The following is a 12,862-nucleotide window of genomic DNA, read 5'->3' on the forward strand; positions in this document are numbered from 1 at the left end:
TATCGGTTTTCTCGGCCGTGCCCGCTTCGCGCAGGAAGGCCAGCAGGGTGTCCGGGTCGGGGAGGCCGGCAGGGGGCTGGCTGGATGATTTTGTCATTTGGAATCCTTGATACCGCGCTTTGGCGCTCTTCGAGAGGTCAAAATCTCGCGCGGCGTGTTGTGGTGAAGAGGGGGCGCGCCTAGCTTCCGGCGCGAACGTCCCTCGGAGTTTTAAATGTCTTTGGCCTCTACGCCCGTCCTGTCCGGCCCGACCGGTTCCTTGCTGGACCTGATCGGCAAGACACCGATGGTGGAGGTGACGAAGATCGACACCGGCCCGTGCCGCCTGTTCCTGAAACTGGAGGCCCAGAACCCCGGCGGATCGATCAAAGACCGTATCGCCCTGTCGATGATCGATGCGGCGGAGCGGGAGGGGTATCTGAAACCCGGCGGCACCATCGTCGAGGCGACGGCTGGAAACACGGGTCTGGCACTGACCCTGGTCGGGCAGGCCAAGGGCTATAAGGTGCTTCTGGTCATTCCGGACAAGATGTCCAAGGAAAAAATCCAGCATCTGCGCGCCATGGGGGCCGATGTTCGGCTGACCCGGTCGGACGTCGATCACGGCCATCCGGAATATTACACCGACATGGCGGAGCGTCTGGCCCAGCAAATTCCGGGCGGCTTCTTCGTCAACCAGTTCGCCAACACCGCTAATTCCGAAGCGCACGTGCGGACGACGGGACCCGAAATCTGGGAGCAGATGGGGCACGATGTCGATGCCTATGTCGCCGGCATAGGCTCGGGCGGCACGATCACCGGCGTGGCCCAGTATCTGAAAAGCCAGGGCTCGGACGCCCAGATCATTCTGGCGGACCCGGTGGGTTCGGTCCTGGCCGGTATCGTCAACGATGGGGTCCCCAGCCCGGAAGGCAGCTACACCGTCGAGGGCATCGGTCAGAACTTCGTGCCCGACACGGCGGACATGAGCCTGATCGACAAGGCCTATTCCATCCCGGATGCAGAGGCGATCGCGACGGTGCGAGAGCTGCTGCTGAAGGAGGGCATCCTCGCCGGATCGTCGTCAGGTACCCTGATTTCCGCCGCCCTGCGCTGGTGCCGCGAACAGACCGAGCCCAAGCGAGTCGTGACCTTCGTCTGCGACACCGGGGCCAAGTATCTGTCCAAGGTCTATAACGACGCCTGGCTGGCCGATCAGGGGTTGGGCGAACGCGAGCTACATGGCGACCTGTCGGACCTGATCACGCGCAAATATGCGAAAGGCGACGTTGTCGTGGCCGGGCCGAACGACACCCTGGATACGGCTTTCAAGCGGATGCGCGGCGCCGACGTTTCGCAGCTGCCGATCATCCAGGACGGTCGCCTGGTCGGCATCCTCGACGAGAGCGACATCGTTCACGTGATGAATACCGACGAGATCACCCGCCAGGCGCGTTTCGCCAAGCCCGTCGGCGAGGTCATGACGCGTGATCTGGATACGGTTCAGGTGGGTGAGCCGCTGGAAGCCCTGATCCCCCTGTTCGACCGCGACCGGGTGGCCCTGGTTCTGGACGGCGAACAGTTCGTCGGCCTGATCGCCCGAGTCGACCTGATCAACCACCTCAGCCTGAACCGGTAAGCCCATGGCCAGTCTCAAGAACGCGCAGGGCTTTTCCACCCGCGCCATCCATGCCGGTCAGCGCCCCGACCCGACGACCGGGGCGGTCATGACGCCCATCTACGCCACCTCGACCTATGCCCAGGAAAGTCCGGGCGTGAACAAGGGGTATGAGTATGCGCGGGGCAAGAACCCGACGCGCGAAGCCTTCGAGGCGTGCCTGGCCGACCTGGAAGGCGGAACCCACGGATTCGGCTTTGCCAGCGGAATGGCGGCCACCTCGACGGCACTGGAACTGCTGGATGCCGGGTCGCACATCGTCACGGGCGACGATCTGTACGGCGGTTCATGGCGTCTGTTCGAGCGCGTTCGCCGCCGCTCAATGGGGCTGGATTTCGCCTATGTCGATCTCAGCGACCTGGACGCTGTCGAGGCCGCTATCACACCGAAGACGAAGATGCTGTGGGTCGAGACCCCCACCAATCCGATGATGAAGTTGGCAGACATCGCCGCCCTGTCCACGCTCGCCAAATCGCGGGACATTCTGCTGGTCGTCGACAACACCTTCGCCACGCCCTTCAGCCAGCAACCCCTGTCGCTGGGGGCCGACGTCGTCATGCATTCGGCGACCAAGTATCTAAACGGCCATTCCGACATCATCGGCGGGGCGCTGGTCACGGCGAATGCGGAGTTGGCGAAAGAGATCAAGTTCCTGCAGAACTCCATCGGCGGCGTGATGGGGCCGTTCGACGCCTTCCTGGCCAATCGTGGCCTGAAGACCCTCGGACTGCGCATGAAGGCGCACAACGAGAATGCTCTCGCCGTCGCCCGCTGGCTGGAAGACCGCAAATCCGGTGTGGCCCAGGTCATCTATCCCGGCCTGATCACCCATCCCCAGCACGATCTGGCCGCGCGTCAGATGAACGGTCGGTTCGGCGGCATGGTGACGGTGATCCTCGATGGCGACCTGGCGCGGACGCGCCAGGTGCTGGAGCGGGTGCAGGTCTTCACCCTGGCGGAATCGTTGGGTGGGGTCGAAAGCCTGGTCAATCACCCGGCCATCATGACCCACGCCTCTGTCCCGAAAGCGGTGCGCGAGGCGGGCGGCGTCACCGACAATCTGATCCGCCTGTCGGTTGGTGTGGAAGAGGTGGATGACCTGATCGCCGATCTGGATCAGGCCCTCGGCTGAAGGCGCGCTCTGCGAAGGTCAGGCGACCTTGGACGGCAGGGCGGTCTGGTGTCCGGAGGCGGGCACAACCTTCTTCTTGGCGGGCGCGCGCTTCTTGGGGGCGGCGGCGGGCAGGCCGGCACGGCGCACAACCTCGTCGTCGATCAGCGGGATGATGTCAGCGGCTGTGGTCGCCTGAACAGGTGAGCCGTGACCGACCATGCGGGCGGCATTGGCGCGCAGCGCCTTCAGGTCGGCGTCGCTCATCGTCGGCAGTTTTTCGGCCAGGGGGGTCATGGCGTGATCCTTCTTTGTGAAGGGCGCTAACGCTTGCCTCGCGGAGGCTCGCTGCTTGAGCGCCAGATCTGTGCGGTATTACTCGGCATCCAGGTCTGTCGGCCTTGGCGTGGAGCAAAAAGCAAACAGGCCGGTCTCCTTGCAGAGGCCGGCCCGTCCGTCAGTCAGGATGTGCCTGACCAAAGGGTATCGAAACCTATTCGGCGGCCTTCAGGCGACCGGCAGATTCCTTGCCCGAACGCGAGTCGCGCTCGATTTCGTAGGAAACCTTCTGGTTTTCGTTGAGCGAACCGAGGTCCGAAACTTCAACAGCCGAAGCGTGGACGAAAACGTCCTTGCCGCCGTCGTCAGGCTGGATGAAGCCGTAGCCCTTGGTGGAGTTGTACCATTTTACAGTGCCGGTAGCCATTTTGAGACCTCCGTTAGGCGTTGACCGCCGGAAGAGGTTCCGGGTCGGCCTGTCGGGTCTGGATGGGATCGGCTTTGGACCTCGGTGCGCGATGCAAAGGGGCAGCAGCGTTTCGCAAGTGAGATCGACGGGTACACAGGTGGGCCCTTTGGCCCGGAATAGCAAGGCGCTTGTCCAAAAGGGACGACGGGGTGCCCTCTGGAGCACCCCGCCGAAACGCTCTTAGTTGGGCATGGAGACGGTGTCGGTGACGTGGATCACGCCATTCGACTGGAACACGTCGGCCTGGGTAACGGTCGCCACGCCACCCTTTTCGTCGGTCAGGATGACCTGATCGCCGCGCAGGGATGCGGTCAGGGTATCGCCCGAGACGGTGGTCAGGGCCGCACGACCGCCGCCCGCCTGAATCGCAGCCAGAACATCAGCCGCTGCCAAACGACCCGGCACGACGTGATAGGTCAGGATCTTGGTCAGGGTCTCGCGGTTCTCCGGCAGGACCAGCGTATCGACGGTGCCGGCCGGCAGTTTGGCGAAAGCAGCATTGGTCGGGGCGAAGACTGTGAAAGGCCCCGGTCCCGACAGGGTGTCGGCCAGGCCGGCTGCCGTCACGGCGGCGACCAGGGTGGTGTGATCGGCGGAGTTGACGGCGTTCTCGACGATCGTCTTGTTGGCATACATGGGCGCGCCGCCGACCGTGACCGGGTCCTGGATAGCGGACGAGGCGCTGGCGACGTCGCCGGAGGCGTGGGCGGCCGTAGCCAGCGATCCTGCGGCGAAGGCGGCGATGAGGGCGGTACGGGTGATCTTGAAGGTCATCGAAGTCTCTCCTGAACCAGCCGTCGTTGCGGCTGCGAGTGCAGAGACGCGCAAGCGTACCATCGAGATGCAACAAAACGTCGGATCGCGACCACTGGCCACAGCATGGAACCCGATCGACGGATCGGTGTTGCTGGGCACCTACGAAAACGGCGGCGAAGGCCCTTGCCCTCGCCGCCGCTCGAAATCACGCGTCGATCAGATCAACGCGAAGGGGTTCAGCCCTCGGTCTTCAGTTGACCAGCCGATTCCTTGCCCGAACGCTTGTCGCGCTCGATTTCGTAGGAAATCTTCTGGTTCTCATCGAGACCACGCAGGCCGGCCTGTTCGACGGCCGAGATGTGCACGAACACGTCCTTGCCGCCGTCGTCGGGCTGGATGAAGCCGTAGCCCTTGGTGGAGTTGAACCATTTCACGGTGCCGGTAGCCATAATAGACCTCCTTCTGGCGTTGGCCGCAGGGAACATCCCTGGAGGCCTGTCGGGTCTGTATGGGAGCGGCTGGACCTCGGTGCGAAAGCAGAGGGTGGCGTTACGCAGTAAGATCGACGTCAACGATCATGACGGGTCCACGTGGCGAAATCAAGCCGGAGCTTCGTCCGGGGTCTCTTCCTCGGGCGTGGCGATGTAGTGTTCCTGGCAAAGCTTGCGCAGGGCCGAGGTCAAGGTGGGGCCGTAGAGCGAGTCCTGGATACGCTCGTATCCCTCGGCGGACAGGGCCTGTTTGATCTCGCTGACGGTGCGGCAGCTTCCGCTGCGCGCCAGGTCATAGGCGCGTTCGAGGGTGGTCTGACGGAGATTGCTCATGTGACCAATATAGGGCCGCCGGCGTTGATTGCGACCCTTAGAAGGCCGCCGATATCCCGAACACCAGACCATCCTTGTATTGCTCGCCCGGAACATCGGCGTCGGTGGCATGCCAGCGCAGGTCTGCCTCAAGGGTTCGGGTCAGGGCATAGGTGAAGCCCGCATTCCAGCCCGTGTAATCGATGCTGTTGTCCTGTTCGCGTCGACCGATGGCGGTGGAGCCGGACAGTTTGTCGGTGAAATCCCAGCTGACGCGCGCCTCGTACCAGGTCCAGGCCTCGGTCGAACCCGTCCCGTCCGGCGAATGTTGCAGGCGAACGCGGGCTCCGGCCGGACCGATGGAGCGCGACACATCGGCTGTGAACTCCCAGGCGTCATCGTCCGTGTCCGGATCGGCATCAATCTGCCATTTGTGGGTGGCGTTCAGATCGAGGTCGAAGCCCGCGAACTGCGGACGGATGCCGCCGCCGATCTCGGTTTCCAGATTGGAGCCTGTCGAGCTGTCGATCGTCTCGAAGGCCGGACCCGCATAGAAGAAACCGTCGGCGCTCTCCCAGACAGCCTCGCCCCAGACGAAGGGATTGCCGTCGGACTTGGAAGCGTCCTTGGAACGGTTGTCGGTCGCCGCACCGAAGGCGAAGCTCCAAGGGTCCGAGCCATAGTTGGCCGGGACGTCCTGCGGCTCGGCATCCTGGGCCAGGGCAGGGGAGGCGACGGCCGTCAGCAGAACGGCGGCGAGAACGGAACGGATCATGAGGCACCAGACGCGAAAAGAGGCGTCGGGTTCCTAGATGAAAGCGGTCGCCTTGGCGAATTGTGCCGTGGCCTGATGAAATTCCGACGTTAGGCGAGCGACCAGCTCCCCGGCCGGAACCACGTCGTGGACCGAGCCGGAGCCTTGTCCCGCCGACCAGACGGTCTTCCAGGCTCGGGCTTCCTCGCCCATGTCCAGCTTGTGCTCGGGCAAAGTCTTGGGGTCGATGCCATTGTCCAGCAGTGACTTGGTCATGAAGTTGGCCGGAATGCCCGAAACCGCGGGCGTATAGGTGATGTCGGTCGCTCCTGAATCGATCACCATCTGCTTGTACTCCGTCTGGGCGGACGACTCCGTCGTGGAGATGAAGCGGGTGCCCATATAGGCGAAGTCCGCCCCCAACATCAGGGCTCCCGCCACGTCCTGGCCCGTCGACAGACAGCCGGACAGCAGGATGGTGCCGTCGAAGAACTCGCGCACCTCGTTGATCAGGGCGAACGGATTGACCACCCCGGCATGCCCACCCGCGCCATTGGCGACCAGAATCAGGCCATCGACCCCGGCCTCCGCGGCCTTTCGGGCATGGCGGACATTGGCGATGTCGTGGAAGACCACCCCGCCATAGCCGTGCACCGCCTCGACCACGTCGCGCACAGCCCCCAGCGAGGTGATAATCAGCGGGACCTTCTCCTCGACCGACACCATCATGTCGGCCATCAGGCGCGGATTGGTCGGATGGACGATGTGGTTGACGCCGTAGGCGGCGGCGTCCGGCGTTAGGCGCGACTTGATCTCCTGCAGCCACTCCCGATAGCCTTCGGTCGTGCGCTGGTTCAGCGAGGGAAAGGTGCCGATCGCCCCGGCATTGCAGGTCTCGACCACCAGGTCAGGTCCGGAGACCAGAAACATGGGTGCCGCGATCACCGGCAGCTTCAGACCCTTTTGCAGCGACGCCGGAATGGCCATGACGTTTCCCCTCGGTTGTCTTTGACTACGGATAGCGGGCTGTCGCGGGGGAAGGCAAATGCGAAAAAGAGAGTCTACTCGGTCCACTCAGTCCACTTCGGACCTCTCCACGGCGGCTACGGAGACTGTTTTGCCATAACGCTGCGTCAAAAGCGGACGTAACGGTGGCCCTTTAGACGCCGGGCTCAGCGCCGAGCGGGAGGTTGCGGGGGAACGGGTGCCGGTTCGGGCGACTGATACCGTGTAGTGAACCGCATCGTCCCGGGAGTCGCATTCCCGTCGACAGTGCGCGGCTCAATCTGGGCCGAGGCTGCCGCAGCGACAGCGGCGGCGCCGAAACCCTGTTCTCGCGGGGACTCATCAACCACCACGCAGTCTGCCAACCGGCCTCTGATCGTGACCATGCATTGCAGTGTGGCCCGCCCTTCATAGACCCCATTCGCCATTGCGATCGCGGGATACTCAGGTCGCGGAGATTGAAGCCAGCGCGGGTTGGTGATGACGGGCGGCCGCCGGGGGAGCGCAACATCTGGCGGGCGATGATCTGAAAGAGCAGGAGGCGCAGACGGATTGCGCGGCGCGCTGTTGGGCGGAAAACCTTGTGGAGCAGAGAGAGGCGGAGTTTGTCTGGCCAGGCTAGGCCCCACCCAGATCCCGACGAGGACTGCCGTCGCCAGAGCCGCGACCGCACGCCCGCTTTGAAAACCTTCACGCATAGCCGTATGTCCTCCCCAATACTCCTGTCATGCCCCGCTGCATCGGGGCCACGCAAGCCGAAACCATGACCACAGACACCTCTTCCCTCTCCCAACTCGGCCAGATGATCGCCGCCCCGGCCAGTCCGGAAACCGCCGTGCTGGAGCGGGTGCCCAATCCGCATCCGGATACGCTGTATCTGGCGCGGTTCACGGTGCCGGAGTTCACCAGCCTGTGCCCTGTTACGGCCCAGCCAGACTTTGCCCATATCGTCATCGACTATGCGCCCGGCGACTGGCTGGTCGAATCGAAGAGCCTGAAGCTGTACCTGACCAGCTTCCGCAACCACGGGGCCTTCCACGAGGACTGCACCGTCGCCATCGGCAAGCGGCTGGCCGACCTGTTGCAACCAACCTGGCTGCGCATCGGCGGCTACTGGTACCCGCGCGGCGGCATCCCCATCGATATCTTCTGGCAGACCGGCGCAACTCCGGACGGCCTCTGGCTGCCCGATCAGGGCGTGCCAACCTATCGCGGGCGGGGCTAGGCCTGCGGCAAACGTTGCGATTGATTTGCACTGACTGACGGCTGAAGCGACTGCGAACCAATCGCATGAAAGCCGTCGAATGTCGTTTGCTCTTGCCGCCCTCTCCAGCGCCCTTGGTTTTGGCTCGCCTGAAGCCGTCGTTTCGATGGCCGAGACAGACCAGGACCGCGTGACCCAGCTGGGCGAAGTGGTCGTCACCGGCCAGCGCCAGCCGAGGATCGCGGGTGACCAGGTTTCGCGCGGTGTGACGTTGGGCGCGTTCGGCGACCGTGACCTGTTCGAGACACCGGTCAGCCTAAAGAGCTTCACCGAGACCTTCATCGCCGACCAGATCGCGCTGAACTCCAATGAGCTGATCAGCCGCGACGCTTCCTTCGTCGTCACCAACTCGGCCAATCTGAACGGCGCGACCGCCGGACGGCTGCGCGGCTTCCGCATGGAGCCGTTCGAAAGCAGCTACGACGGCTTCTCCTCCATCTCGGGCCGCCGCTATCCGCTGGAGATGCTGGAGCGGGTCGATGTGCTGAAGGGCCCGACGGCGGTCTTCACCAATGTCGTCGGCGGCGTCGGCGGCACCATCAGCTACGTCTCCAAGAAGCCGACCGAGGCGCCCCTGACACGGCTGACGGCGATCGCCGCGGGCGGTTCGGTCTTCGGCGGCCAGGCCGACATCAGCCGCCGATTCGGAGCAGAGGATCAGTTCGGCATCCGTGCCAACTTCGCCCGGCGGGAGGGCGAGACGGTCGTCAACGACATCGACGAGGAGACCTACGTCGCCCACATCGCCTTCAATTGGCGCGGCGAGCGGTTCAGCTGGGACCTGCAGTACGGCGACAGCTACGAGCGGCTGGACGGGGCGGCCAGCGGCTATTTCTACAATCCCGGCGTGCCCATCGGGCGTGCTCCGGACGGCGCCGATGTCAGCGGCCCGGCCTGGGATTTCCGCGAGTATCAGGACCGCTTCCTGCGCTCGGCGTTGCAGGTCGAGCTGTCGCCGAACTGGTCGGCCTTCCTGGTCGGCGGTGCAGTCGATTCCGACGAGCTGTTCCTGGGCCTGACGCCCGCCGTGACCGGCGCGGACGGCACGTCGGACAGCTTCGTCTTCGTGCAGCAGGGCGTCAGCGACTGGGACGACTTCTGGAACGTCGACGCCGGTCTGCGCGGCCGCCTGGTCACCGGTCCGGTGGGCCATGCCCTGACCCTTTCAGCCAGCCGCCAATTCGTGCGCTTCAACGCCACCGACATCGCGCTGGACCCGACCTACGTCCAGCCGATCTTCAACATCTACGACCCCGACAGCTATGAGACGACGGCGGGTCCGGCCGTAATCGGCGGTGACAACGTCTATGTGTTCCAGGAGACGATGACCGACTCTGTCGTCCTGGCCGATGAGTTGTCGATGCTGGACGACCGGCTGCGGCTGACGCTTGGCGTCCGCTACACCAATATCGAGATCGCCAGCTTCAACTACGGTGCCCCGACGCCGGGTGGACCGAACGCGGTCTATGAGGGCGACGACTGGTCCCCGTCGGTGGCCATTCTCTACAAGGTCGCGCCCAACATCTCGATCTACGCCAACGCCCTGACTGCGTTCGAGCGCGGCCAGACCGCGCCGCTGGGGGGCGTCAACGCCGGCGAGCAACTGCCGCCCGGCGTGTCCGAACAGGTCGAGGCCGGGATCAAGGTGGATTTCGGCCGGTTCGGCGCGACCGCCGCGATCTTCGACATCACCCGCCCCTCGGCCTACGTGGATCCGACGACTCTCGTCTTCGGCGAGTACGGCGAGCAGCGGCACCGGGGGCTGGAACTCGACCTGTTCGGCGAGCCGATCGACGGGGTGCGTGTCCTGGCCAGCTACGCCTATCTGGATGCCGCCATCGAGGAGGCGCTGGACCCCGCCGCGTTGGGTGATCGGCCGATCAGCGTGCCGGACCACGTCTTCACCGCCGGGATCGACGCCGATGTGCCGATGCTGCCCGGCCTCGCCGTCCAGGCCAGCGTTCGTTACGTCGGCGACCAGGCTTATGACCTGCCCAATGATCGCTTCATCCCGGACTTCACGACTTTCGACCTGGGTGCCCGCTACGCCTTCACGGCCGGAGACACGCCGGTCACGGCCCGGCTGGTGGTCTCTAACGTGGCGGACGAGAACTATTTCCAGTCGACCGACTTCACTGCCCAGCCCGGCGCGCCGCGCACCGTGCGGTTCAGCCTGACCGCGGATTTCTGAGCCGCCCATGAAGCTGCGGCCGGCTCTCGTCCTGTGGCATCGCTGGTTCGGCCTGATCGCGGCCGTCTGGCTGTTGCTGCTCGCCCTGACCGGCTCCTTCATCGTCTTCATGGACGAGGCGGACCGCGCCCTGAACCCGGACCTGCGACGGGTCGAGGCTACGGGCGACCCCCTGCCGGTCCAGACCCTGGTCGACGCCGTTCGCTCAGCGCAACCCGGCACCTTCGTCGATTATCTGCTGATGCCGGCGGGGCCGAACGACAGCGTGCTGGTGTTCAATGCTCCAGTCCTGACCCCTGGTCGGCCGACCCCCGACCATGAATACCGCCAGATCTACCTCAACCCCTACACCGCCGAGATCCTGGGCGACCGCCGGTTCGGCGAGCCGGGGCTGGACTCGCGCCGCTTCAGCCAGTTCATGTACCAGCTGCACATGGACCTGAACCTGGGGCCGGTGGCGACCTGGCTGCTGGGACTGCTGGCCCTGCTGTGGGTGTTCGATCACATCGCCTCGGCCATTCTCTCCTTTCCGACGGCGCGCCGCTGGATGCAGAGCTTCCGCGTCCGCTGGAAGGCCGGATCGGCCAAGATCACCTTCGACCTGCACCGCGCCCCCGGCCTGTGGCTGTTTCCGATCACCCTGATGCTGGCGGTGACCGGTGTGGCCCTCAACTGGCCGACCGAGACCGACACGGCGATCGAGGCGGTTTCGCCCCTGACCCCCTTCCCGACCGAGGCCCTGCCCAGCCTGCCCCAGGCCGACTATCGCCCCGTCGTCTCCATCGACCGGGCCATCACCATTGCTCGGGGCCAGGCCGACGTGGCCCAGGTCGCGGCCATCTCGACCCATCCGGACAAGGGTTTCTACTGGATCCGGCTGAAGGACCCCCGCGACCTGGACGACGCAGGTGGCCGCTGGGTCGTCGTCGATTTCCGCGACGGCGGCGTCCTGTGGAACCGCCACCTGCGCGACGGCTCGGTCGGCGACGAGGTCAAGGCCTGGCTGTTTCCGCTTCATACCGGCCACGCCTTCGGCTGGACGGGACGGATCATCATCTTCGTCTCGGGCCTTGTGCTGTCCGGCTTCATCGTCACCGGCCTGATGATCTTCGCCCGGAAGCGGTCGGCGCGGCTTTCACGGCGAACGGTCCCGGCGCGCAGGATCGAAGTCATCCAGCCTGCGGAATAGACTTTCGCGTCCGCTCGCAGCGGGCCAGTGTGGCAACAGCACGGAGTCGCAGCACGCGAGCGGGATATATGTTGCAGGATCGACGCGCCAGCCGCCTCCCTCTCGAAGCCTGGGGCCGCTCATGGCTTGAGCGCATCAAGACCCGGGCCGACCGGGCCGCCTGGTCGCGCTACGGCTTCGAGTTCCTGATGTTCGGCTTCAAACAGGCCTGGGCCTGTCTGTTCGGCGGGCTGATGCTGGTCATGATCGTCGGCACCTTCCTGCTGTGGCCGGATGAATCTGCGATCAGCCGCTACGATTTCCTGGTCGTCGGGGCGCTGGCCATCCAGGCCGGCATGCTGATCTTCAAACTGGAAAGCTGGGAGGAGGCGCGGGTCATCTTCCTGTTCCACATCGCCGGCACCATCATGGAACTGTTCAAGACGTACCACGGCTCCTGGGTCTATCCGGAGGACAGTGTCCTGCGTATCGGCATGGTGCCGCTGTTCTCGGGCTTCATGTATGCGGCGGTGGGCAGCTATATCGCGCGGGTCCAGCGCATCTTTCACATCCGGGTGCGGCGCTATCCGCCGATGTGGACGACATGGGTGCTGGCCGCGGCGATCTACGTCAACTTCTTCGCCCATCACTGGCTGCCGGACGTGCGGATCGCCCTGTTCATCGCCACGGCGGTGCTGTTCGGGCCGGGCTGGTTCTATTTCACGGCGGACCGGGCGCGGCGGAGGATGCCGCTGTTGCTGGGCTATTTTCTGGTCGCCCTGTTCATCTGGTTCGCCGAGAACCTGGCCACCTTCGGGCGCGCCTGGGCCTATCCGGGGCAGGAAGCGGGCTGGGAGATGGTGGGGCTGGAGAAGCTGGGCAGCTCGTTCCTGCTGATGATCATCTCCATCGTTCTGGTATCCCTGGTGCATCGACCGGAACGGGAGCCGACATGACTACCAGCACCACCGACGTCGTCATTCTGGGCGGAGGCCACAACGGGCTGGTCTGTGCCTTCTATCTGGCTCGCGCCGGGCTGAAGGTGACGGTGCTGGAGCGGCGTCATGTGGTCGGCGGGGCGGCGGTGACGGAGGAATTCCACCCGGGGTTTCGCAACTCGACCGCCAGCTACACGGTCAGTCTTCTGAACCCGAAGATCATCGCCGACATGGACCTGGCGCGGCACGGGTTGGCGGTGGTCGAGCGCAAGGTGTCGAACTTCCTACCATTCGACAATGGCCGCTATCTGCTGGCCGGGGAGGGACGGACGGCGGGAGAGGTCGCCAAATTCTCGGCGCGGGATGCGGCGCGGTTGCCGGACTATGAGCGGCGACTGGAGGTCGTGGCGGGTGTTTTGCGCGACTGGATACTGAAGGCCCCGCCGAATGTGGTGGAGGGGGGCTGG

The 12,862-nt window shown here is 64.7% G+C and carries 15 protein-coding genes; 7 read left to right on the forward strand and 8 right to left on the reverse strand.

Going from position 1 to position 12,862, the window contains the following annotated elements:
- Positions 1-214 precede the first annotated feature (214 nt).
- Positions 215-1,618, forward strand: a complete 1,404-nt coding sequence (locus JHC81_RS11015) for a pyridoxal-phosphate dependent enzyme (protein WP_292174509.1) — start codon at positions 215-217, stop codon at positions 1,616-1,618.
- 4 nt (positions 1,619-1,622) lie between these two features.
- Positions 1,623-2,789, forward strand: a complete 1,167-nt coding sequence (locus JHC81_RS11020; protein ID WP_292174511.1) for a cystathionine gamma-synthase — start codon at positions 1,623-1,625, stop codon at positions 2,787-2,789.
- Positions 2,790-2,807: 18 nt separating this feature from the next.
- On the opposite strand, the gene JHC81_RS11025 is transcribed toward JHC81_RS11020, so the two are convergent.
- From JHC81_RS11025 to JHC81_RS14445, 8 genes are all read right to left on the reverse strand, one after another.
- Positions 2,808-3,065 carry a hypothetical protein gene (locus JHC81_RS11025; protein WP_292174513.1) on the reverse strand — a complete coding sequence of 86 codons (258 nt, stop codon included), beginning with the start codon at positions 3,063-3,065 and terminating at the stop codon, positions 2,808-2,810.
- A 196-nt stretch (positions 3,066-3,261) separates the two neighbouring features.
- Positions 3,262-3,474, reverse strand: a complete 213-nt coding sequence (locus tag JHC81_RS11030) for a cold-shock protein (protein WP_292174515.1) — start codon at positions 3,472-3,474, stop codon at positions 3,262-3,264.
- A 222-nt stretch (positions 3,475-3,696) separates the two neighbouring features.
- Entirely contained in the window at positions 3,697-4,290 is a 594-nt protein-coding gene (locus JHC81_RS11035) for a fasciclin domain-containing protein (RefSeq protein ID WP_292174516.1), read from the reverse strand.
- A gap of 218 nt (positions 4,291-4,508) precedes the next feature.
- Positions 4,509-4,721, reverse strand: a complete 213-nt coding sequence (locus tag JHC81_RS11040) for a cold-shock protein (RefSeq protein WP_292174519.1) — start codon at positions 4,719-4,721, stop codon at positions 4,509-4,511.
- Between the two features lie 150 nt (positions 4,722-4,871).
- Positions 4,872-5,096, reverse strand: a complete 225-nt coding sequence (locus JHC81_RS11045) for a hypothetical protein (protein ID WP_292174521.1) — start codon at positions 5,094-5,096, stop codon at positions 4,872-4,874.
- A gap of 37 nt (positions 5,097-5,133) precedes the next feature.
- A complete protein-coding gene (locus JHC81_RS11050; protein WP_292174522.1) occupies positions 5,134-5,850 on the reverse strand; it encodes a porin in 717 nt (238 codons plus the stop codon).
- A gap of 33 nt (positions 5,851-5,883) precedes the next feature.
- Complete coding sequence (locus JHC81_RS11055; RefSeq protein WP_292174524.1) at positions 5,884-6,816, reverse strand: nitronate monooxygenase; 933 nt, start codon at positions 6,814-6,816, stop codon at positions 5,884-5,886.
- 185 nt (positions 6,817-7,001) lie between these two features.
- Entirely contained in the window at positions 7,002-7,532 is a 531-nt protein-coding gene (locus JHC81_RS14445; RefSeq protein WP_366466106.1) for a TonB family protein, read from the reverse strand.
- Positions 7,533-7,597: 65 nt separating this feature from the next.
- Between JHC81_RS14445 and queF the strand changes: the two genes are divergently transcribed.
- The 5 genes from queF to JHC81_RS11080 all read left to right on the forward strand — a co-directional run.
- Positions 7,598-8,059, forward strand: a complete 462-nt coding sequence (gene queF, locus JHC81_RS11060; RefSeq protein ID WP_292174525.1) for a preQ(1) synthase — start codon at positions 7,598-7,600, stop codon at positions 8,057-8,059.
- A gap of 145 nt (positions 8,060-8,204) precedes the next feature.
- Positions 8,205-10,289 carry a TonB-dependent siderophore receptor gene (locus tag JHC81_RS11065; RefSeq protein ID WP_292174527.1) on the forward strand — a complete coding sequence of 695 codons (2,085 nt, stop codon included), beginning with the start codon at positions 8,205-8,207 and terminating at the stop codon, positions 10,287-10,289.
- Between the two features lie 7 nt (positions 10,290-10,296).
- Positions 10,297-11,478, forward strand: coding sequence for a PepSY-associated TM helix domain-containing protein (locus JHC81_RS11070; protein WP_292174529.1), 1,182 nt, complete (start codon positions 10,297-10,299; stop codon positions 11,476-11,478).
- Between the two features lie 68 nt (positions 11,479-11,546).
- Positions 11,547-12,413 (forward strand): DUF817 domain-containing protein, encoded by an 867-nt coding sequence (locus tag JHC81_RS11075; RefSeq protein ID WP_292174531.1) that lies wholly within the window; start codon positions 11,547-11,549, stop codon positions 12,411-12,413.
- On the forward strand, positions 12,410-12,862 hold a 453-nt coding region (locus JHC81_RS11080), incomplete at its 3' end, for an FAD-dependent oxidoreductase (RefSeq protein ID WP_292174533.1). The genes JHC81_RS11075 and JHC81_RS11080, both read left to right, overlap by 4 nt.

The sequence above is a fragment of the Brevundimonas sp. genome, assembly GCF_016463295.1.
In the GTDB taxonomy this organism is placed as follows: Bacteria; Pseudomonadota; Alphaproteobacteria; order Caulobacterales; family Caulobacteraceae; genus Brevundimonas.